The 21,292-nt window shown below is 73.2% G+C and carries 19 protein-coding genes; 8 read left to right on the forward strand and 11 right to left on the reverse strand.

Going from position 1 to position 21,292, the window contains the following annotated elements; all coding sequences use genetic code 11:
• Positions 1 to 57: 57 nt before the first annotated feature.
• The 3 genes from P2424_RS08135 to P2424_RS08145 are packed head-to-tail and all read right to left on the reverse strand — an operon-like array spanning position 58 to position 3,243.
• On the reverse strand, positions 58 to 597 hold the full coding sequence (locus P2424_RS08135; protein WP_276475102.1) for a hypothetical protein: 540 nt from the start codon (positions 595 to 597) through the stop codon (positions 58 to 60).
• Positions 594 to 2,759 (reverse strand): hypothetical protein, encoded by a 2,166-nt coding sequence (locus P2424_RS08140; protein WP_276475103.1) that lies wholly within the window; start codon positions 2,757 to 2,759, stop codon positions 594 to 596. The genes P2424_RS08135 and P2424_RS08140 overlap by 4 nt, the downstream gene beginning before the upstream one ends.
• Positions 2,760 to 2,781: 22 nt before the next feature.
• Positions 2,782 to 3,243, reverse strand: coding sequence for a hypothetical protein (locus tag P2424_RS08145; protein ID WP_276475104.1), 462 nt, complete (start codon positions 3,241 to 3,243; stop codon positions 2,782 to 2,784).
• A gap of 196 nt (positions 3,244 to 3,439) precedes the next feature.
• Between P2424_RS08145 and P2424_RS08150 the strand changes: the two genes are divergently transcribed.
• Positions 3,440 to 4,633 carry an RtcB family protein gene (locus tag P2424_RS08150; protein ID WP_276475105.1) on the forward strand — a complete coding sequence of 398 codons (1,194 nt, stop codon included), beginning with the start codon at positions 3,440 to 3,442 and terminating at the stop codon, positions 4,631 to 4,633.
• 49 nt (positions 4,634 to 4,682) lie between these two features.
• On the opposite strand, the gene P2424_RS08155 is transcribed toward P2424_RS08150, so the two are convergent.
• The 3 genes from P2424_RS08155 to P2424_RS08165 are packed head-to-tail and all read right to left on the reverse strand — an operon-like array spanning position 4,683 to position 6,889.
• Entirely contained in the window at positions 4,683 to 5,258 is a 576-nt protein-coding gene (locus P2424_RS08155) for a TetR/AcrR family transcriptional regulator (protein ID WP_276475106.1), read from the reverse strand.
• 1 nt (position 5,259) lies between these two features.
• A complete protein-coding gene (locus tag P2424_RS08160) occupies positions 5,260 to 6,669 on the reverse strand; it encodes an amidase (RefSeq protein ID WP_276475107.1) in 1,410 nt (469 codons plus the stop codon).
• Positions 6,656 to 6,889: a hypothetical protein gene (locus P2424_RS08165; RefSeq protein ID WP_276475108.1), complete on the reverse strand. Its 234-nt coding sequence runs from the start codon at positions 6,887 to 6,889 to the stop codon at positions 6,656 to 6,658. Before P2424_RS08165 ends, P2424_RS08160 begins: the two co-directional genes overlap by 14 nt.
• A gap of 132 nt (positions 6,890 to 7,021) precedes the next feature.
• On the opposite strand from P2424_RS08165, the gene P2424_RS08170 reads away from it, so the two are divergent.
• Positions 7,022 to 7,948 carry an MBL fold metallo-hydrolase gene (locus P2424_RS08170; RefSeq protein ID WP_276475109.1) on the forward strand — a complete coding sequence of 309 codons (927 nt, stop codon included), beginning with the start codon at positions 7,022 to 7,024 and terminating at the stop codon, positions 7,946 to 7,948.
• A gap of 107 nt (positions 7,949 to 8,055) precedes the next feature.
• On the opposite strand, the gene P2424_RS08175 is transcribed toward P2424_RS08170, so the two are convergent.
• Together P2424_RS08175 and P2424_RS08180 are read right to left on the reverse strand one after the other, a co-directional pair.
• Complete coding sequence (locus P2424_RS08175; RefSeq protein ID WP_276475110.1) at positions 8,056 to 8,418, reverse strand: MerR family transcriptional regulator; 363 nt, start codon at positions 8,416 to 8,418, stop codon at positions 8,056 to 8,058.
• Positions 8,419 to 8,513: 95 nt separating this feature from the next.
• Positions 8,514 to 9,296 carry an SDR family oxidoreductase gene (locus P2424_RS08180; RefSeq protein WP_276475111.1) on the reverse strand — a complete coding sequence of 261 codons (783 nt, stop codon included), beginning with the start codon at positions 9,294 to 9,296 and terminating at the stop codon, positions 8,514 to 8,516.
• A 348-nt stretch (positions 9,297 to 9,644) separates the two neighbouring features.
• Here P2424_RS08180 and P2424_RS08185 point away from each other — a divergent pair, with 348 nt between their 5' ends.
• Positions 9,645 to 11,159: a sugar transferase gene (locus P2424_RS08185; RefSeq protein ID WP_276475112.1), complete on the forward strand. Its 1,515-nt coding sequence runs from the start codon at positions 9,645 to 9,647 to the stop codon at positions 11,157 to 11,159.
• A gap of 145 nt (positions 11,160 to 11,304) precedes the next feature.
• On the opposite strand, the gene P2424_RS08190 is transcribed toward P2424_RS08185, so the two are convergent.
• Positions 11,305 to 12,294 carry a GDP-L-fucose synthase gene (locus tag P2424_RS08190; protein WP_276475113.1) on the reverse strand — a complete coding sequence of 330 codons (990 nt, stop codon included), beginning with the start codon at positions 12,292 to 12,294 and terminating at the stop codon, positions 11,305 to 11,307.
• A 162-nt stretch (positions 12,295 to 12,456) separates the two neighbouring features.
• Here P2424_RS08190 and gmd point away from each other — a divergent pair, with 162 nt between their 5' ends.
• The 4 genes from gmd to P2424_RS08210 all read left to right on the forward strand — a co-directional run bounded on the left by gmd (position 12,457) and on the right by P2424_RS08210 (position 17,234).
• Positions 12,457 to 13,473: a GDP-mannose 4,6-dehydratase gene (gmd, locus tag P2424_RS08195; protein ID WP_276475114.1), complete on the forward strand. Its 1,017-nt coding sequence runs from the start codon at positions 12,457 to 12,459 to the stop codon at positions 13,471 to 13,473.
• A gap of 136 nt (positions 13,474 to 13,609) precedes the next feature.
• Complete coding sequence (locus P2424_RS08200; RefSeq protein ID WP_276475115.1) at positions 13,610 to 15,697, forward strand: DNRLRE domain-containing protein; 2,088 nt, start codon at positions 13,610 to 13,612, stop codon at positions 15,695 to 15,697.
• Positions 15,694 to 16,224: a hypothetical protein gene (locus tag P2424_RS08205; protein WP_276475116.1), complete on the forward strand. Its 531-nt coding sequence runs from the start codon at positions 15,694 to 15,696 to the stop codon at positions 16,222 to 16,224. Before P2424_RS08200 ends, P2424_RS08205 begins: the two co-directional genes overlap by 4 nt.
• A 68-nt stretch (positions 16,225 to 16,292) precedes the next feature.
• Positions 16,293 to 17,234, forward strand: a complete 942-nt coding sequence (locus P2424_RS08210) for a glycosyltransferase family 2 protein (protein ID WP_276475117.1) — start codon at positions 16,293 to 16,295, stop codon at positions 17,232 to 17,234.
• Here P2424_RS08210 and P2424_RS08215 read toward each other — a convergent pair.
• Positions 17,137 to 18,333 carry a glycosyltransferase gene (locus P2424_RS08215; protein WP_276475118.1) on the reverse strand — a complete coding sequence of 399 codons (1,197 nt, stop codon included), beginning with the start codon at positions 18,331 to 18,333 and terminating at the stop codon, positions 17,137 to 17,139. The two genes, P2424_RS08210 and P2424_RS08215, sit on opposite strands and share 98 nt — an antisense overlap.
• A 135-nt stretch (positions 18,334 to 18,468) precedes the next feature.
• Here P2424_RS08215 and P2424_RS08220 point away from each other — a divergent pair, with 135 nt between their 5' ends.
• Positions 18,469 to 20,061 (forward strand): O-antigen polymerase, encoded by a 1,593-nt coding sequence (locus P2424_RS08220; protein ID WP_276475119.1) that lies wholly within the window; start codon positions 18,469 to 18,471, stop codon positions 20,059 to 20,061.
• On the opposite strand, the gene P2424_RS08225 is transcribed toward P2424_RS08220, so the two are convergent.
• A complete protein-coding gene (locus tag P2424_RS08225) occupies positions 19,943 to 21,271 on the reverse strand; it encodes a hypothetical protein (RefSeq protein WP_276475120.1) in 1,329 nt (442 codons plus the stop codon). The genes P2424_RS08220 and P2424_RS08225 overlap by 119 nt on opposite strands.
• Between the last annotated feature and the right edge of the window lie 21 nt (positions 21,272 to 21,292).

Genomic DNA, 21,292 nt, shown 5'->3' on the forward strand with positions numbered 1-21,292 from the left:
ACCCCGGCCGCCGCCGGACACCGGGCCGACCGGCCCCGGGGTCTGCACCGCGCCGCGTCACTTCGCGGTGCAGGCCTCCTCCTTCTTCTCACCGCGGACGAACGCCTCCGCGAAGCGGAGGGTGTTGCGGCGGGTGGGCTCCGCGCCCTCGCCGCCCTCGGTGAAGGAGAACCGGAAGGAGAGCGAGTCGGCCCAGTCGGCACCGCACGGCGCGGACAGCTGGATGCGGCGGTCTCCCTGGACGGCCCAGTGCGCGCCGGTGACGCGCACGCTCTTCGCGTGCTCCAGGGACTTCAGGGACACCCTCTTGTCGTCGGCGGTGAGCGGCTTGTCCAGCTCGGTGACCGTGACGTCCACCACGGAGGCACCGTCGACGACGTTCATGCCGCAGGAGGTCGCGGTCCCGTCGACCGAATCCTGGGACTGGTGCAGCTCCGCACCGTCCGGCAGCAGCGGCTCCACCGCCTCGGGAGGCATCCGGATCCCGCAGAACTTCTCCGGCACCGCGTACTCCCGGCCGCCGGAACATCCTGCGACGGCCAGCAGCGCGACGGCGGCCGAGACCGCCCCCGCCCGCCGGACGATGCGCACCTTCACTGGTCTCCCCACTCCTCGCGGGCGTTGCTCTTGCCGTCGTTCGCCGCGCCGTCGATCTTGTTCCAGGCGCCGTGGTCCTCGGAGAAGCCGGGGGTGTTCTCGGCGTACTCGGAGTTGGTGCTGCTCCACTCGTGCTGAAGCCCCATGAGTCGGTTCTTCTGGTACGCGGAGACGTCCTTGTTGTCGTCGGTCGCCCCGGCCTCGATCCGGTCGTTCTCGTCCTGGACGAGGTATTTGCTCAGACCGAACGCAGCGTTCGCCACGTGACCGCTGCCGTAGGGCAGGAAGGACGCGGCAGTCGCTGTGAAGATATAGCCGCCGGTGCCATAGGGTGACCAGCCCGCAGACCTGAGGTCATCGGCCTTCTTGTCGCCGATCGCCTGGTAGCGGGCCTCTTCCAGGAAACCCACCGTACGACCCGAGCGGTTGAGGCTGTCCTCGGGGTCCTCCTTCTCCGTATGGATGTCCTGGACCATCGCGGCGTTCATGGACTCGTTGAGCACCCGGTAGCTGTCCGGATCACGGGAGATCTGTTTGCTGACCTCCAGCAGGTCGGCCCGGTCCAGCACCTGCTCCCGCGGCGAACCGCCCATCGTCATATGAGCGTCGTCGCCATGGTTACCGATCAGCTTGGCCATGTCGTCGCGGAGTTCGGCGGGCATCTCGTCCTTCTGGCCCGCGAGTCCCTCCAGCGCGTTGTCGAACACGCCGTCGTGCTCCGCGGTGTGCTCGACGTAGGTGGCCGTCGGGTCGTCCGGGTTCATGCCGCTGCCCGCCGCGAACAGGGCGTCGCCCAGGGCTTCCCGGGAGGGGAGCTTGACCCCGTCGTCGGGGCCCATGCTGTCGGGGCGCTCCTCGTCGAACCACGTCCGGCCGCCGTGGTCCATGTCCTTGAGGAAGTAGTCGGCCTTCTCCGGGTCGTTGAAGAACTCGGTCGAGGCGTCGGGGTTGTGGCTGAGTGCCTTCAGGTAGCCGGTCATGGGGTCGGCGCCGGTGGACTTGTCGCCCGGATCCAGGTCGGTGCCCATGCCGACGAGGCCCCAGGCGGAGGGCGCGTCCGACTTGCTCCTCTCGAACTTGTACATCTCGTCGCCGTACCGGTCGAGGAAGCCCCGGTCGAACCTGCCCTTGCCCATCAGGCTGCTCATGATCTGGAACCCGTAGGGCTTGGTCATGAGGCCCTCATGGCCGAACTGCTTGGTGCCCGCGTTGATCACCTCGGTCTCCCAGGCGCGCATCCCGGGGGTGTCCTGACGGGTGGCGTTGCCCAGGGTCATGCTCAGGTTGCCCTGGATGTGGTCGAGCAGTGTGGCGCGCTCTCCCTCGGGGGTGTCGCCGTGGCCGGGGTCGACCAGGTCCCGCCAGAACTGGAGGGTGCCCTCGCCGCCCATCCTGGTCGCGAAGTGGGTGGTGAAGGCCGGGTTGTCGCGCTGGTTCTCCAGTGCGGTGTTGAAGCGCTCCAGCTGGTCGTCGGGCAGCTCCCAGACCTTGACGTCGCCGTCCTTCAGCTTCTTCGCCCAGTAGTCGGCCGCGGCCTCGCCCTGGCGTGCGTCGGCGTTCTTGACGCTGTCCGCGCCCGTGCCGGAGAAGTCGTACTTACGGTTGGCTATGTACCGCAGCTCCTCGGAGACGATGCGGTCGGTCTCGCCCGCGTCCCACAGCACCCGCTCGATCCGCTTCTCGGCCGCGCGGATCTGCGCTTCGGTGGGCGGTTCGATCTCCGCGTCGCCGGCGACCGCGGGCGGGGGCACCGAGGCGACGCCGAGGCCCTTGTCGTTGATGTAGATGTTGTCCTTGGCGACATCGTCGACGATCTTCTCCAGATCGCTCTGATGGTCGGTGAAGGCGCTGTGGGCCGTCTTCAGCAGCCCGTGCACGTCCTCCGCCTCCCTGCGCAGCTCGCGGAACTGCCTGGCGGTCTTGTGGGCGAACTCGCCGGTCGCCGTGGCGTTCTGCCCTGCCCAGTCCGCGCCGAGCACGGCCGCCAGGAAGTCCTGCGCCGTGGTGTCGGGCGTGCCCTTGGCCGCTGCGCCCTTCCCGCTGCCGTCGTACAGGTCCCGCAGTTTCTCGACCATGGCTTTCCAGTCGGTGACCGCGGTGTGCAGCTTTCCCAGCTTCAGGTCGCGCAGTTGCGCGAAGCCCATCTTCTCCGTCTCGGCCACAGTACCGTCCCCCGTCGGGTGCCTACTTGATCCGGTCGTCCAGCGTCGCGATGGAGGACATGGCTCCGGTGATCTTGTCCTCGTCCTTGTGGTGCGCGGCCCTGGTGTAGTCGAGGTGGTCGGAGAGCTGTCCGCAGGCGTCCTTGAGGGTCTTGAGTTTGCTCTCCCACGCCTCGTTGAGGTCGCCGAGCGCCATGCCCATCTCCAGGCCCTCACCACTTAACGAGGTCGCGGCCTCGCCCGAGGCGGCGGCCGCGTGCCCGCCGTCGCTGCCCAGCTGTTGGCGCAGGCCGTAGGCCAGGTTGCCGAGCTTGCCCAACTCGTCGTCCTTGACGACGAGATCCAGGCCGCCGCCGGTACCGCACACCGGATGGTCGGCCGCCGGGTAGCCGTTCAACCGCATCCTGGTGTCACCTGCCGCGCGTGCCTTCGCCTCTTCCCATTCGGTGAACGACACGTCCACACCCCCGTTCGATCCGTGCATAGTGAAAAAATCAACGTAGGGGGCCGCCCGGTGCGCAGCAACCCGGGTCAGGCGCCCGCCACGCGGAAAAACCTTTGCCGCCGCAGGGGCTTTCCTGCCCACAATGAAGGCCGGGAAGCCCGGCACGGGGGAGCGGGCTTCCCCCTCTTCTCGATGAGATCTCATCGATGTTCTGTTACGGGGGAGTTGAACGACCATGACATACGTGGAGATGGCCGGTGCCCGGGTACCTATCCGGATGTGGGCGGATCCGGGCGCCGTGGAGGACGTCGCGCTGCGGCAGCTCCAGAACGTCGCCACGCTGCCCTGGATCAAGGGCCTGGCGGTGATGCCCGACGTGCACTACGGAAAGGGTGCCACTGTCGGCTCCGTCATCGCGATGCACGGCGCCGTCTGCCCGGCGGCCGTGGGGGTGGACATCGGATGCGGGATGTCGGCGGTGCGCACGTCGCTGACGGCGAACGACCTGCCCGGTGACCTCTCTCGGCTGCGTTCGAGGATCGAGCAGGCCATCCCGGTGGGGCGCGGCATGCACGACGAGCCGGTGGAGCCCGGTCAGGTGCACGGGCTGCCGACCACCGGCTGGGACGACTTCTGGGCGCGGTTCGACGGCGTCGCCGAGGCCGTGCGGTTCCGGCAGGAGCGGGCCACCAAGCAGATGGGCACGCTCGGCGGGGGCAACCACTTCGTGGAGGTGTGCCTGGACACCGAGGACCGGGTGTGGCTGATGCTGCACTCCGGTTCCCGCAACATCGGCAAGGAGCTCGCGGACTTCCACATCGGCCAGGCGCAGAAGCTCCCGCACAACCAGGGCCTGGTCGACCGCGACCTCGCCGTGTTCGTCAAGGACACCCCGCAGATGGCGGCCTACCGGCACGACCTGTTCTGGGCCCAGGAGTACGCCAGGCACAACCGGGCGCTGATGATGGGGCTGCTGCAGGACGTGCTGCGCAAGGAGTTCAAGAAGGCCGGGCCCGCCTTCGAGGAGACCATCTCCTGCCACCACAACTATGTGTCCGAGGAGCGGTACGACGGGCTGGACCTGCTGGTCACCCGGAAGGGGGCGATCCGTGCGGGCAGTGGCGAGTTCGGGATCATCCCCGGCTCGATGGGCACCGGCTCGTACATCGTCAAGGGGCTCGGGAACGCGGCCTCGTTCAACTCCGCCTCGCACGGTGCCGGGCGGCGCATGAGCCGGAACGCGGCCAAGCGGCGCTTCACCGAGCGGGACCTCGCGGAGCAGACCCGCGGGGTGGAGTGCCGCAAGGACGGCGGTGTCGTGGACGAGATCCCGGGCGCCTACAAGCCGATCGAGCAGGTCATCGACCAGCAGCGTGATCTCGTCGAGGTCGTCGCCAAGCTGCGGCAGGTCGTGTGCGTGAAGGGCTGACCCGGCGGGCTGGCCGGCGCCCGGCGGCCCGGCGGGAGCGGCGCGGGGACTACTGCCGGCCCTCCGCCACGCACGCGGCCGCCAGGCGGCGCGCGTAGGCCGGGTCGAGACCGCCGGGCCGGAAGAGGATGCGGTACATCATCGGTGCCACGACGCGGTCGAGGACCGTCTCCACATCGGGCAGCCGGCGCTCCCCGCGCGCGTCGGCCCGCCGCAGGACGACGCCGATCTGCTCGGCCGCGTAGGCCGAGCAGCGGCCCGCGTTCTCCCCTTCCGGGTCGCCGAGCAGCGCGTCGCAGAGGTAGGCCCGGCCGGGGGGCGAGGCCATCTCGTCCAGGAACTGCTCGGCCCAAGCGGCCAGATCGGCGGCCAGTTCGCCGTGATCCGCGGGGTCCGTCTCGGGCCGCAGATGCTCCACGGCGACGTCCGAGAGCAGTTCCCGCAGGTCGCCCCAGCGGCGGTAGACGGTGGAGGGGGTGACCCCGGCGCGAGCGGCGATCAGCGGCACGGTCAGCGCGCCGCGGCCCACCTCCGCCTCCAGCGCGTACACGGCCTCGTGCACCGCCTGCTGGACCCGGGCACTGCGCCCGCCCGGGCGCGCCATCGCTCTGGCCATGGGGGCCATGCTAAAGCACAGTCGTTGCGTGAGTGCCGGCTCCGCCCGGGGTGCGGCCGACCGGTGCGAGCGCGCCCGGCTGCCGGGTCCGCTCGTAGGCGTGCCCGGCGTGCAGGAGCACCGCCTCCTCCAGCGGGCGGCCCATGAGCTGCATCCCGATCGGCAGTCCCGCCCGGTCGTGGCCGACCGGCACGGTCAGCGCGGGCACCCCGGTGATGTCGGCAGGCGCGGAGAGGCGCACGTAGCTGTCCGAGACGCTCTCGACGGTGCCGTCGGGCCAGGTGAGGTCCGCCCGGCCGACCTCTGCCGCGGTGGCGGGGACGGTCGGCGCCGCGACGACATCGACCGCCTCCAGCATGCGCAGCCAGCTCTGCCGCATGAGGGTGCGGGCCCGCTGGGCGCGCAGGTAGTCGGCTGCGGGCAGCAGCGCACCGGCTTCCAGCAGGATCCGCACGTCCGGGGCGTACAGCTCGGGGACGGTGCGCAGCGTCCGCTCGTGGTAGGCGGTGGCCTCGGGGACCATCAGGCCCCACTGGACGGCCTGGACGTAGCGGGCCATCGGGATCTCGACGTCGACGAGTCGCGCGCCGAGATCCTCCAGCCGGCTGATCGCCTGCCGGACGGCCGCCTCGACCTCGGGGTCGACGCGGTCGAAGAAGTAGTTGCCCGGCACCCCGACGCGGAGCCCGGTGAGGTCGTGGGCGGGCCCGGGCGGCGGGCCGGGGTCGCGCGGGGTGTCTCCGGTGAGCACGGCCAGGGCCAGGGAGGCGTCCTCGACGGTGCGGGTGAGCGGGCCGACGTGGTCCAGCGACCAGGACAGCGGGGTGACTCCGTGCCGGGGGACGAGACCGAACGTGGGCTTGAGGCCGACCACGCCGTTCAGCGCGGCGGGCACCCGGATCGATCCGCCGGTGTCGGTGCCCAGTGCGAAGGTCGCAGCGCCCGCGGCCACCGCCACGGCGGAACCGCCGCTCGATCCCCCGGCGACGCGCCGCTGGTCCCAGGCGTTCCGCGTCTGGGGCGTGGTGAGGCCGTACGCGAACTCGTGGGTGTGGGTCTTGCCGACCAGGGCCGCTCCCGCGGCGGTCACCCGCGCGGCGACCGTGCTGTCGGTGCCGGCCCGGTGCCCGGAGCGCACCCGGGAGCTCGCGGTCGTCGGTTCACCGGCCACGTCGATCAGGTCCTTCAGCCCGACGGGGATCCCCGGCAGGGTGACCGCCGCGGGGTCGGCGGCGAGCTTGTGCCCGGCCTCGCGCGCGGCTCGGCGGGCCCGTTCGGCGGTGACGGTCACATAGGCCCCCAGCTCCGGTTCGGTCGCCGCGATCCGGTCCAGTACCGAGTCCACCAGTTCCAGGGGGGACAGCGCGCGGGCGCGGAGCTGCTCGGCGGCGTCGGTGAGGGTGAGTTCATACGGCTGCACGGTGCTCCCCCGCGGCGGGTGTGTCCGGGTGGTCGGCTTCGGGGCGGTAGTCCGCCGCGGGCGGTGTGTCGGCGAAGTCCAGTTCGCGCAGCACGGAGACGACGGTGTGGATGTGCTCGGCGGTGGCCGCCACCTGCGCGTGGCGGTCGCCGGGCAGCGGCAGTCCGGTGCGGGCGGCCCAGCGGGCCGCTTCGGGCGGGGTGACCCCATCGGTCGGCATCGGTGCTCTCCTCCGGTCGGAGCGGTGCGGCGGGTACGGCGGCCTGGCCCGGGGCGGGGCCGACGACCGGGGTGCGGCATCACAAAGGCGAACCTTTTGCGTTAGCTGCACCGTAGGAGCTACGGTGCGTTAATGCAAACAGTTAGCTTTAATTCCGACGAGGCCGCCCCCTTCTGGACCGTGGGCGAGCTCGCGGTCCACCGGGTGGACGAGGTCCCGCTGCCCGCCCCCACCGGCCGCTGGCTGCTGCCCGACGCCACCTCCGAGGTCGTCGCCCGGCACGACTGGCTGCGGCCCGATTTCGCCGACCGCGACGGCGCGCTGCGCCTGGCCAGCCACAGCTTCACCGTCTCGATCGGCGGGCTGCGGGTCCTCGTCGACACCGGTATCGGCAACGGGAAGCCGCGGGCGAACCCGGCCTGGCACGAGCTGCGCACCGACTACCCGCAGCGCCTCACGGCCGCCGGATTCCCGCCGGACTCCGTCGATCTGGTACTCCTGACCCATCTGCACACCGACCACGTCGGCTGGAACACCCGCGCCCAGGACGGCGGCTGGGTACCCACCTTCCCCAACGCCCGCTATGTCACCTCCCGCACCGAGCGGGAGTTCTGGGCCGGACACCCCATGGACGAGGCGCGGACGCAGATGTTCCGCGACTCGGTGCACCCCGTCGAGGAGGCGGGGCAGCTCGACCTGGTGGACCTCCCGGAAGCGGGGCTCGACCTCGTACCCGGCCTGCGGCTGCTCTCCACCCCCGGGCACACCCCCGGCCACTTCGCGGTCCGGCTCGACAGCGCCGGAGAGGCCGCGCTGATCACCGGCGACTGCGTCCACCACCCCGTGCAGGTGCCGGAGCCCGGGATCGGGAGCTGCGTGGACATCGACCCCCGGCAGTCCGAGGCCACTCGGCGCACCCTGCTGGCCGCCCTCGCCGGCACCGACACCCTGGTCCTGGGCACCCACTTCCCGCCGCCCACCGCCGGCCGGGTCACCGGCAGGGCGGGCAGCCACCGGCTGACCCCCGTCCCTCCGGGCGCGGGCCCGGGGGGCGACTGACGGGGGCAGGGGCCGGGAGGCGGGCCGCCACGGCCACGCGCCGATCCCGGGACGCGCGGCCCGAGGAGCGGCCCGGGGCGTCTCCGTGAGCCCGGCGCGCGCCTCCGTCAGCCCGCCGCCCGCACCGTCGTGCTGCGCAGCGCGGCCCGCAGCCGGTCGCGCACCTCGACCTGAGCTGCGATCCGGGCCTCCAGGACGGCGAGCCGCTGCTCCGCGATCCGCAGCCCCTCCGGCGAGGGCGGAGCCGCGGCCATGTCGCCGTCCAGGCAGGCGGCGAAGCAGCCGACGTCCTCCAACGTCAGCCCGGCCCGCAGCAGGTGGCGGATGTTGCGGACGCGGACCTCGGCCGACGCGTCGTAGCAGCGGTATCCGTTGGGGGCGCGGCGGGAGGTGAGCAGCCCGGCCTGCTCGTAGTGGCGCAGCGCCCGCGCCGTCGTCCCGGTCCGCCGGGCCAGTTCGCCGATCCGCATGGCACCGCCACCTCCCGGAGGGAGTAATACCACAGCGGGTGACAGCACGGCGCCGGCAGTCGGCGTGCGTTCCCCGGTTGCCTCGCGCAGCCCCCTCACGCCAGCACCGCGCCGCCGTCCACCGGCAGCACGGCGCCGGTGACGAACGAGGCCTCGGGCGCGGCCAGCCCGACCACCGCCCAGGCCACTTCCTCGGGCCTGCCGACGCGGCCCAGCGGGGTGCGGGCGATCTGCCAGGCGCGGATCCGGCGGCGCTGCTCGGGGTCGAGCCCCCGGTGCTCGCCGATGGGGGTGTCGACCGCGCCCGGTGCGACGGCGACCACCCGGACACCGCGCGGCGCCAGTTCCACGGCCCAGCTCCGGGTGAGCAGTTCGAGTGCGGTCTTGGAGGCGGCGTAGAGCGGGTTGCCCGGCCAGGCGCGCTGGCCGACGGAGGTGCTGATGTTGACGACAACGCCCTGTCCGGAAGCGGCCTCCAGCGCGGGGAGCGCTGCCTGGGTCAGCAGGACGGGCGCGGTGAGGTTGGTGGCGAACTGGGCCTCGACGCCCGCACGGGTGTGGCTGCCCAGGCTCTCGCCGCCGACGATGCCCGCGTTGTTGACGAGGACGTCGAGCCGCCCGGTCAGCTCCAGCGAGGCAACCACGATCCGGTCGGGGGCGTCCTCCTCGGTGAGGTCGGCCGGGTACGGGGTGATGGCACCGGCGCCGGGCTCCGCGGCGGTCTCGCGGAGCGGCTCCGGGCGGCGCCCGACGGCCAGTACGTGTGCGCCGCGCGCGGCGAAGGCCCGTGCGGTGGCCCGGCCGATACCGGTGCCGGCGCCGGTGACGACGACGGTGCGGGGCCGCTGGGAGGTACTCGTCTCGGTCATCTCGTCCATGCCCGCATCCTCGGACCCTGCCGTCTGCGTCAAGGTCAAGTCCGGTCCGCGATCGGGCGGTCCGGCCGTGGCCTCCGGCGCGGCGTCGGATCCGTGCGGCGTGGCGCGGCGAGCAGCGTTACCGGGAGGGGATACTCCCCGGCGAATCACCCGCAAAATACGCGCACCGTCCGACAACCCCCTCCACACTCTCCGCACTTCTCATGGTGAAGTGAACACGCGGGCACACAGAGTGCTCATATGACTTAAGGTCTGGAGGTCGGCGCATCCCCGTATGTCCGGGGAGGTTTCGGTGCGCCGTGGGGGTTCCGCGTACCTGGGGGGTTCATGCGGCGCGACTCTGCGTTCGTGTCCGAGGTGGGGAGACCGGCCGAGCCGGGAGCCGGAAGAACCGGACGAAGCAGCAGGGACACGACCCCGGGGCGGCACGCCTTCCGCGGCAACCGGGACGGCAGCCAGGACAAGGCCGGCTGGTACGGGCCGGTGGCACTGGCGGTCGACACCGCGGGGGTCGCGCTTCCGGTGGCGCTCTGCTTCCACCGGGCCGGGCTGCCCCACACCGGGGTGGCCACCGCGACGGTCACCCTGATGTGGCTGACCGTACTGGCCGCCCACCGGCGGTACGGGCGCCGCTGGCTCGGCGAGAGCCGCGGAGTGCTGACCGCCCTGCACGACTGGCTGACCCTGCTGGGGCTGCTCGCCGTCGTCCGGGTGCTGACGGGAGAGGGCTCGCCGCCCGCCGTCGCCCTGCTGGCCCTCGCCCCCGCACCGCTGCTCACCACGGTCTGCCGCGCGCTGACCCACCGCCATCTCACCGGCCAGCGCCGGGAGGCCCACGTCGTGCAGCGCGCGCTGGTCGTCGGCGAGGGCAGCGCCGTGGACCGCGTGGTCGAACAGCTCGCCAGCCGCACCGACCATCCGTACGTCGTCATCGGAGCCGTCCCGGTGGGCCCGAGTGCCAACCGGAGCGGGGTACCGGAAACCGGGCGGCTGGAGGCGGTCGCGGCAGGCCCGGACGGCGGCGGCCCGGACGGCACCGCCGTGGTCTCCGCCGCCCGGCAGTACGCCGCCGACACCGTGCTGGTCGCTCCCGGCTCGCTGCTGTCCGGCCAGCGGCTGCGCACCCTCACCTGGGCGGTGCAGGACGCGGGACTGCCGTTGGTGATCTCCTCCGGGCTGGCCGATGTGGCCCTGCGCCGAGTGCGCCCGTCCACCGCGGCCGGACTGCACCTGCTGCACGTCGACCCGCCGCTGCGGCGCGGCCCGCAGCTCGCCCTCAAGTCGGCGCTCGACCGGACGGGAGCCGTCCTGGGGCTGCTGCTCCTCGCGCCGCTGCTGGCGCTGATCGCGCTGGTGGTACGGCTCGACTCACCGGGTCCCGCGCTCTACCGGCAGACCCGCGCGGGCCACCGCGGCGCACCCTTCACCATGTGGAAGTTCCGCTCCATGGTCGTGGACGCGGAGCGGCTGCGGCCGCAGCTCGCCGCCGCCAACGAGGTGGACGGGCCGCTGTTCAAGGTGCGCGCCGACCCCCGGATCACCCGGGTGGGACGCGTACTGCGCCGCACCTCCCTGGACGAGCTGCCGCAGTTGGTGAACGTGGCGCGCGGCGAGATGTCGCTGGTGGGCCCGCGCCCCCCGCTGCCGGACGAGGTGGCGGCCTACGGTTCGACGGCGCTGCGGCGGCTGCTGGTCAAGCCGGGGCTGACGGGGCCGTGGCAGGTGAGCGGACGCTCGGACCTGTCCTGGGACGAGAGCCTCGCGCTGGATCTGCGCTACGCGGACAACTGGTCGCTGACCACGGACCTGGACCTGCTGGCCCGCACGGTACGCGCCGTGGTCGACGGGCGGGGTGCGTACTGACATGCGGCCGGAGGCAGCACAGCAGGGAGGAGCGGCGGCGCGGCCGTGCGCGTGTGCGCCGGGGCGTCGGCGACCGGCGACCGCGGCGCGCGCCGGGGCGCACCGGCCGGAGTCCGCGCTTCCGGTGGGGCAGGGAGGAGAGGCGTCAGGAAGCGGCGGTGCGCAGCCACCACTCGTAGGTGGAGCGGATGCCCTCCCGCAGCGGGATCGAGGGGCGGAAGCCGAGCGCGAACAGCCGGGAGACGTCCAGCAGTTTGCGCGGCGTACCGTCCGGGCGGGCGGTGTCCCATTCGACGGCGCCCCCGTATCCGACCACGTCGCGCACCGTCTCGGCGAGCGCGGCGACGGTCAGATCCGTGCCGCAGCCGACATTGACCGGCATCGCGTCGTCGTACTCCCGCAGCAGCAGCACGCAGGCCCGCGCCAGGTCGTCGACGTGCAGGAACTCCCGGCGCGGCGTTCCGCTCCCCCACAGCACCACCCGCTCCGCACCGTCCCGCGCGGCGTCGTGGAAGCGGCGGACGAGGGCGGGCAGCACGTGCGAGGTCTCCAGGTCGAAGTTGTCGCCGGGGCCGTAGAGGTTGGTGGGCATCGCCGAGATGTAGCCGGCCCCGTACTGGCTGCGGTAGGCGCGTATCTGGCTGATTCCCGCGATCTTCGCCAGCGCGTACGGCTCGTTCGTCGGCTCCAGGGCGCCGGTGAGCAGGGCCTCTTCGGTGATCGGCTGCGCCGCGTGCTTGGGGTAGATGCAGGACGAGCCCAGGAAGAGCAGCCGGGGTACGCCCGCGGCGTGCGCCCCCGCTATGACGCTGAGCTGGATGCGCAGATTGTCCTCCAGGAAGGGCACGGGCCGGGTGGCGTTCGCCATGATGCCGCCGACCTTGGCCGCCGCCAGCACCACCGCGTCCGGGCGCAGTGCGCGCAGTCGGCGCCGGGTGTGCTCCGCGTCCCGCAGATCGAGCGCCGCACGGTCGAGGGTGAGCGCCTCGTACCCCTCGGCTGCGAGCCGGCGGACCACGGCAGAGCCCACCAGCCCGCGGTGTCCGGCGACGAACACCCGGGCACCGGGCGGCAGCAGGGTGTCCGCCGGGGCCGGGGGCCGGGCGGGCATGGCGGGGTGCGGCGTCGACTCCATGCCGCCGGATTCTGCCAGTCGGCACCCCCATTACGGGAGACAGCCGTCAAAAACCCTGAAACCACCCGGCAGGTTCCGGCGGAAGCGGCCGCTCCCGCCGCCTCGTCACCACCACTCACCACCACTCACGACCACTCACCACCACTTTCACCAGGACGGCAGATGGCGAAGAGCGCACTGATCACCGGCATCACCGGGCAGGACGGGTCGTACCTGACCGAGCTCCTGATCGGAAAGGGCTACACGGTGCACGGCCTGCTGCGCCGCTCCTCGTCCTTCAACACCGGACGCATCGACCACCTGTACGAGGATCCGCATGACGAAGGCCGCTCGCTGGTGCTGCACCACGCGGACCTCGCCGACGGCGTCGCCCTGGTCAACCTGCTGCGCGACCTGCGGCCCGACGAGGTCTACAACCTGGGCGCGCAGTCCCATGTGCGGGTCTCCTTCGACTCCCCGCTCTACACCGGCGACGTCACCGGTATGGGAACCGTGCGGTTACTCGAGGCGATCCGGGCCAGCGGGATCGACACCCGGATCTACCAGGCGTCGTCCTCGGAGATGTTCGGCACGGCGCCGCCCCCGCAGCACGAGGCGACCCCGTTCCACCCGCGCAGCCCCTACGGCTGCGCGAAGGTCTTCAGCTACTGGTCGACGGTCAACTACCGCGAGGCGTACGACCTGTTCGCGGTGAACGGGATCCTGTTCAACCACGAGTCGCCGCGCCGCGGCGAGACCTTCGTGACGCGCAAGATCACCCGGGCCGTCGCCCGGATCCGGGCCGGGCTCCAGCGCCACCTGTACCTGGGGAACCTGGACGCGGTGCGGGACTGGGGCTACGCGCCGGAGTACGTCGAGGCGATGTGGCGGATGCTGCAGGCCGACGAGCCCGGCGACTACGTCGTCGCCACCGGAGTCGCCGCCACCGTACGGGAGTTCCTGCACGAGGCGTTCCGGGCGGGCGGTCTGGACTGGCGGGAGCATGTGCGGTTCGATCCGAAGTACCGGCGGCCGGCCGAGGTCGACGCGCTTATCGGCGACGCGGCGAAAGCGGAGGCCGAGCTGGGCTGGAAACCGCGGGTGACGTGGGGGGAGCTGGCGCGGATCATGGTCGAGGCCGACATCTCCGCGCTCGCGGCGGAACTCTCGGGCGAGGCGGTGCGCGTCGACCGCGGCTGACGCCCGCACCCGAGGGGACACCCTGCCCGCCGCGCACCGAGGCGGGCGCAGAGCGCACCGGAGCGCAGCAGTACCGAAGCCCGCGGGAGAGGCGGCGGCGCTGCACGAGGCACCAGCGAACAGTGGGGAACAGCAGATGAAACGACGTACGGCCCCGCGCACGGTCACGGCGGCGGCAGCGGTACTGGCTCTGGCGGCCGCCGCGCTGATCGGCCCCGCCCTCACCGAGCGCGGCACACCGCAGGCGCACGCGCTCACCCCGCCGGTCGCGATGACGGCCGACGACTTACCGACCTGGCAGACGAACGGCGTCGTGTGGGCCATGGCCCAGTCCGACGGCGTCGTCTTCGCGGGCGGCACCTTCTCCGCCGTCCGGCCGCCGGGCGCGGAAGCCGGCACCGACGAGCGGCAGGCCGTCAACTTCGCGGCGTTCGACGCCGCGACCGGCGCCCCCACCGACTGCCGGCTCGACTTCACCGTGGGCAGCGGCTCCGCGACGGTCCGGGCGCTGGCCGTCTCACCGGACGGCGAGACCCTCTACGCGGGCGGCAACTTCGCCGCCGTCAACGGCACCCACGTCAGCCGCGTCGCCGCGATCGACATCCCCAGCTGCACGGTGAAGCCCGAGTTCAACGTGTCGGTCTCCTCGACGGTGCACGCACTGGCCGCCACCGACGACACCGTCTACCTGGGCGGCGCCTTCACCTCGGTGGACGGGCAGAGCCGCAGCAAGTTCGCGGCGCTGAGCACGGACGGCGAACTGCGGCCCTGGAAAGCCGACGCGGACGCGACGGGACGCGCCGTCGAGGTCACCCCGGACGGGCGCAGCGTCGTACTCGGCGGCGATTTCGCCCGCGTGCGGAACACCGACTCGCACGCGCTGGCCGTCGTGGACGCCGACTCCGGCGCGCTCAAGCACGGTTACGGGCGCTCCTTCGTGCCGCGCAACTCGGTGGTCAAGGGCCTGTACGCGGACGAGACCGGGATCTACACCGCCAACGAGGGCACCGGCGGCGGCGTGTTCGACGGGCGGATCGCGCTGAACCTGGACGACTTCTCGCAGCGCTGGCGGGACACCTGCCTGGGCGCCACCCAGGACGTGACCGTCTACAAGAAGGTGCTCTACAGCAGTTCGCACGCGCACGACTGCTCCAGCATGGGCGAGTTCGGTGAACTCCACGAGCGGCAGCACCTGCTCGCCGAGTCGGTGGACGACCCCACCCCGCTGCTGTCCTGGTTCCCGGACACCGACGACGGCCCGCTGAACGTGGAGCAGGTGGGGCCGCGCGCCATGGTGGTCTCCTCCCGCGGCGGCACGGACTACATGTGGGTGGGCGGCGCGTTCTCGCGCATCGCCAGCAACGGCAACACACCGCAGCAGGGCCTGGTCCGGTTCGCCAACGGGCCCGACACCGGCGCCCCGACCGTCCCCGAGGACGTGAACGCGGCCAACGTCCTCGGCGGTGTGCGGGTGTCCTGGCCGGCCAGTACCGACCTGGACGACCGCACCCTCACCTACCGCGTCTACCGCAACGGCGGCTCCGAGCCGGTGGGCACCGTCCGGGGCAACTCCTCGTTCTGGGACCGGCCCACCGTCAGCTTCACCGACACCACCGCCGACTCCGGCACGGACTACACCTACCGGGTCACCGCGAGCGACGACGGGGACGCCAACACCAGCTCCCGCTCCGTCGGCGCGAAGGTGCGGACCCCGGGCACGCCCTCGGAGACGACCGTGGAGCAGGAGGCGAGCGCCGACGCCTATGTGAACGGCTCCTCGGTCAACTCCGCCTACGGCACCCACATGCAGCTCGCCGTGCGCGGCTCCGCCCCCTACGAGAGCTACGCACGCTTCGCCGTGCCGTCCGCGCCCGACGGGATGGAGCTGGCCGAGGCCCGGCTGACCGTCACCACCAGCGGCGACAGCTACGCGGCCAGCGGTGACACCGTCCGGGTCCGCCCCGTCACCGGCAGCTGGACCGAGGCCGGGGTGACCTGGGCCGAGCGGCCCGCGGTCGGCTCGACGGAGCTGGGCTCGCTGGACGGCGCGCCGGAGCGGAGCACGGCCTACGACATTCCGCTCAGCACCGAAGCGGTCGGCGACGCGGAGGGCGAGAACCTCGATCTGGCGCTCACCAGTACGGGCAGCGACAGTATGTGGCTGGCGGCCCGCGAGTCCGGGGGCACCGGCCCCAAGCTCACGCTGACCTTCAGGAAGCCGTGAGCGCCCGCGGGGCGGCGCCGGCGGCGGCAGTTCTGGTGGCGGCCGTCCTGGCGCTGACGGCCGGCTGCGGAGCGGGCGGGGACGACGGCGGGGAGGCCGCGAAGCGCCCCCGGGCCGAGAAGAGCGCGGGGCACGGTGAGAGTCCCGCCGCGGCGCCGGAGAACGAGCCGCCGCCCGGGGGCGGGCGGGAGCAGCGGCCAAAGGACGCCGAGGACCCGCAGGAACCGGAGAACCCGGACGGCGAGGACGTCCCGAAGGTTCCGCGCGCCTCGCTCTCCCCGGCCACCGGCTCGTTCACCGAGAAGGAGAAGGAGTATCTGGTCGGCCGGGTGCCGCAGGGGCTGGAGCCCGCCGCGGTGCTGGAGGCCGGGCGCACCGCCTGCGCCCGGCTGCGCAGCACGGCCGAGGCCAGCAGGAAGGACGCCATCAGCGCGCTGAAGGCGGGCGAGATCGACAACGCCGAGCCCGCGGTGAAGCACCTGTGCCCGCGGTTCGAGCCGCTGCTCGAAGCGGCGGGCCGGAAGTGACCCGCCGCGAGCCGCCCCCGGAAGCCACCCGAGAAGTGCCGCCCCAGGAAGCTACGGAGAGAGCCCCCGTGCAGAAACTGCCCGTCGTCGTCGCGATACCGACCAGGAACGAGGCGGAGAACATCGCCACCACCGTCCGGTCGGTGATCGACCACTTCGCGCATGTCGTCGTGGTCGACTCGGACAGCACGGACGACACCCGCGCGCTCGCCGCGGCGGAGGGGGCCGAGGTGCTGCCCTACACCTGGGACGGCCGGTACCCGAAGAAGAAACAGTGGTGCCTGGAGCACGTCCACCCGCGGACCGACTGGATCTTCTTCCTCGACGGCGACGAGACGCCCAGCGCGGAGCTGCTGGCCGAGCTGCGGCAGCTCTTCAGTCCGCCGCCCGGGCTCACGCTGCGCCCGGCCGCGTTCGACATCCCGCTCGGCTACTGGTTCGCCGGACGCCGCCTCCGGCACGGGTACACCATCGTCAAGCGGGTGCTGCTGGACCGCACCCGCTGCCGCTTCCCGGAGCCCGACGACCTGGCCGCACCGGGCATGGGCGAACAGGAGGGCCACTACCAGCCGCTGGCCGATCCGGTGGTGCGGCTTCGCGCCCCCATCGAGCACCGGGATCTGGATCCGGTGCGTACCTGGTTCGAGCGGCACAACCGGTACTCGGACTGGGAGGCGTGGCTGGAGCGGCACCCGGTCGTGCGCGAGCAGATCCGGCAGGCCAAGACCCGGCAGGGCCGCCTCTTCCACCGGGCGCCGCTCAAGCCGCTGGTGTCCTTCGCCTACGCCTACGGCTGGAAGCGGGGGTTCCTCGACGGCCGGGCCGGGCTGGACTACGCGCTGGCGATGAGCTTCTACCGCTGGCAGATCGGTCTCAAGGCCCGCGAGGGGGCCGCCGGGGAGCCGGCCGCGGTCACCGCGTCGTCGGCGCCGGGCGGGCGGCGGCACCGGCTCGTTCCCGCACCTGCCCGTACACCTCCCGCAGGGTGTCGACCACCGCGTCGAGAGTGAAGCTCTCGCGCGCCAACTGCCAGGCGGCCCGCGACGCGGCGGCACCGGCGGCCTCGTCCAGCAGTTCCAGCACGGCGCGGCCGATCCGGGGCCCGTTCTCCGGGTCGTCCGGCGCGCTGTCCACCACCCGCCCGGCGCCGGCCGCGGCCACGTCGGGCGCCAGACCGCTGGTGCGGGTGACGACGACCGGCAGCCCCACCGACAGCGCCTCCAGCACCGAGACGGAGAAGGCGTCCTTGATGGACGGCAGGACATACACCTCGCTCTCCCGCAGCCGCGCGAGCACCCCCGCGTGGTCGAGCGCGCCGACGTACTCCAGCGCGTGCCCGACCCCCAGCGAGCGGGCGCGCGCCAGCATCTCGCCGGCCAGCGCGCCGGTGTCCGGCCCGGCCAGCACGAACCGCGCCTCCGGGTACTTCTCCAGCACCGTCGGCATCGCCCCGACGAAGTCCTGGGGGCGTTTGCCCTCCTGCACCCGTGCGCAGTACAGCACCGTGGGCGGCCGGCCCGGTGCCCGCCCGGTGTTGCGGGCGGGCTGCGGGACGACGCCGTTGACCAGCCGGTACGCCGGACCCATCGGCTCCGGCGCCAGCACCGCCTCGGTCAGCTTCCGCTCCTGCTCGGTGAGATGGAGCACGGCATCGGCCTTGCGCAGGACCCGGCGCAGGCCCAGCACGTCCACGGCCCGGGCCACCCGCTTCTCGGTGGGGTCGATCATGCCGTGCGTCTGCAGCACCAGAGGGCGGCCCAGCGCGGAGGCCAGCAGCGCGACCGGGAGCGTCACCAGGTCGCGCATCAGGTGGACATGGACGACGTCGGCCGAGCGCAGCATGCGCGGCGCCGCCGCCAGCAGCGCCGCCGAGGTGATACCGCTGACCTCGAACTGCGGCAGCAGGGCGCGGGCCTGGAAGAGGCGGGCCGGGACGCCGTCCACGGTGCGCGGCAGCCGCCGGCCCGCGGGGAACCCGTCGCCCAGCGCCACCAGGGCCGCCTGGTCGCCCCGCGCCCGCAGCCCGCGGCACAGATTCAGGGCGACCCTGGTGGGGCCGCCGAAGTCATGGGTGGGCGTGTGCAGCGTGACGATGTGCAGCGCCTTCAATGGTGTCCCCTCCCCTGGCCGCGTCGACGATATTAGTCGGTATATCTGCTTCTGCTCTGCTCCTTCATGGTTTCCGCGGGTTCCGCGGGTTCCGCCTCCCGCCGCCGCGGGATGGCGCCGGTGCCGGGGGCAGCCATGAACACCGGAAGTCCGGCCACCGCGCCGCGGCAGCGGTTCGCCGCGACGGCGCCCCGCGCGGTGCTCTCCCGGGCGCTGGCCGTCCCGCTGGTGGCGGCACTCGTCGCGGTACTGCCCGCGGCGGTCGCCACCCAGCCCGGGCCCGGGCCGCACGACGCCGCCTACTGGCTCCAGTCGGCGACCTGCGCCTACTCCGGCACCCGGCTGGCGGCCATGGTGCTGACCACGCACCGCCGGCTCATCCAGGGCGCGTTCTGGCTGTTCTGCTACATCGCCATGGGAATCGCACCGCTGGCCCAGACGGTGCTGGCCAGCACCCCGACCCCGGTGGTCGGGCCGCGCGCGGACACCGTGCTGGCCTCGGCGCTGGTGCTGGCGGGTCTCGTCGCCTTCGACGTGGGCGCCCTGCTGGCCCGCCACCGGCCGCCGCTGCGCAGCCGGATGCACGAGCGCCACCGGCCCGCGGCGGTCGTCGGGCCGCGCAGGCTGTACGCGCTGTGCGCGGTGGCACTGGCGGGCAGCGGGCTGCTGATCGCCAGGCTGGACGGGCCGGGCGTCTTCTTCAGCAACCGGCAGGAGATCAGCGAGACGCTCGGCGGGACGGAAGCCGCCTCGCAGGCGGGCTCCGCCTTCCTGCGCGGGTTCGGCACCGTACCGGCGCTGCTGGCACTGCTCTTCCTCACCCGTTGGCTGGTGGTCTCCCGCGCGGCACGGCGCGGACCACTGGTCCCGGTGCTCTGGCTGGTGATGCTGGCACTCAACGGCATCGTCAACAACCCGGTCTCCAATCCGCGGTACTGGTTCCTGACAGTGCTCTTCTCGCTGCTGTTCACCGCGTTCCCGCGCAGCCCGGTGATGTACCGGGCCGCGCTGGCGACCGGGGTGGCGGTGGCCCTGGTGGTGTTCCCGTTCGCGGACCGGTTCCGCTACGAGGAGGGCGCCGACCGGCCGCGGCAGGCGACGGATTCGCTGCTGGAGCCGCTGACGATGAAGGACTACGACCAGGCCGGCATGCTCGCCAACACCGTCACCTTCGTCGAGTCGGGCGAGGGCCACAGCTACGGGCGCCAACTGGCGGGCACCGTGCTGTTCTTCGTGCCGCGCTCGGTGTGGGACGGCAAGCCGCACGACCCGGGTACCCGGGTGGGCACCTGGATGGGGATGCCCTATCCGAACCTCTCCTCGCCGCTGTGGGCGGAGCTGTGGCTGGACTTCGGGCCGCTGGGCATGGCGCTGGGCTTCGCCGGCGTCGGCTACGGCGCCGCCCGCGCGGACCGGCGCTACGCACGGCGTACCGCCGAGGAGGCCGCGGCGGGCCCCGGCCCGCGGAGGCGACGGGACCGGGCCGGGCCGGGGAGCGTGGCGGCGGTGGCGGTGCCGCTGGTCGCCGGCTACAGCTTCATCCTGCTGCGCGGCTCGCTGCTCCAGGCCATGGGCCGGGTGGCCATCGCGGTGCTGTGCCTGCTGATCGTCACATCTTTCCGGCAGGTCCGGCAGGACCGGCAGGACCGGCAGGACCGGCAGGACCCACGGGACCGGCAGGTCCGCCCGCCCCGGGGCCGGGAGCCGGCGCCGGATCGAACGCGCTGACGCCGCCCGCGCCCGCCGTGCGCAGCAGCCGGGCCGCGCGCAGCCAGCTCGCCGCACCCTTCGCCGCGGAGCCCAGGCACAGCCCCCAGGCCGCGCCCGGCACCCCGCCCAGCGCGTAGCCGCCCAGCAGGCAGCCGACGGAGGCGAGGGAGAAGACGAGTTGGAGGGGCAGCGTCGTGCGCGGCCGCAGCACCCGCAGTGTCAGCAGCCCGCAGGTGCCCAGGGCCATCGCCGCGTACTGGCTGCCGGTGGCGGGCAGCAGCCGGGCCGCGGAGGCCCAGGTGTCGCCCAGCAGCGCGCGCCCGTAACCGTCCGGCAGCAGCAGCAGAACGGCGGTCCAGACGGCCGCGGCCGCGGCGAGCACGCCTCCCGCGGCGGCTGCGGCACGGGCCGCCCGCCGTCCGCCGCCGGTGCGGTTCAGCAGCGGGGGGCCGAACCCGGTGGCGGCGTTGAACAGCACGTTCATCGGCCCGTAGAGCGTGCCGGCGCCCCGCAGCGCGCCCACCGCCAGCGGGTCGGCGAGCAGTCCCAAGCCGATGACGGCCAGTTGGCTGCCCGCGTTGCCCACCCCGAACTCGACGGCGAACCGGCGCCCCAGGTGATCCCGGCGCAGGCAGCGGGCCGGGTCCTGGCCCGCGCCCCGGGTGTGCCGCCCCAGCAGCCACAGCGCCACCGCGAGCGCGGGCAGCGACGACAGGCCCCAGGCGAGCAGGAGCCGCGCCGCACCGGCGCCGGAGGGCTGGGCGGCGAGCGCGGGCAGGACGGCCGCCAGCCGCAGCACGTCGGCCAGCAGCGCGTACCGGGGCCGGTGCAGGGTGGCGAAGGCGTACCGGGTGGTCTCCTGCGTCAGCGCGAGGGGCAGCACCAGCGCCAGCGCGGCCAGCGCGGTGCAGGTCCGGCCGCCGACCGCCCACAGCGCGGGCGCCGCGCACAGGGCCGGGGCCGCCGCGGCCAGCGCGGTGAAGGCCACCCCCGAACGGCAGGCCCGCGCCACCCGTTCCGGCGCGCCCTGCTCCAGGACGAGGGCCTGCCCCACGTAGGCGACGGTGAGGCCGAGGAGCACGGTGAAGACGGTGTAGACGAGGGAGAACGTGGCGAAGGCGTGTACGTCCGACCGTCGCGCCGCCACCACCAGGACGGCGATGTTCGTCGCCGCCGCCACGCCCTGGTCGGCGACGGAGCAGACCAGCGCGGTGCGGGCGCGCGGCATGCGCCGCTCCGGCTCCCGCGC

It is taken from the genome of Streptomyces sp. WMMB303, from assembly GCF_029351045.1.
Taxonomy (GTDB): domain Bacteria; phylum Actinomycetota; class Actinomycetes; order Streptomycetales; family Streptomycetaceae; genus Streptomyces.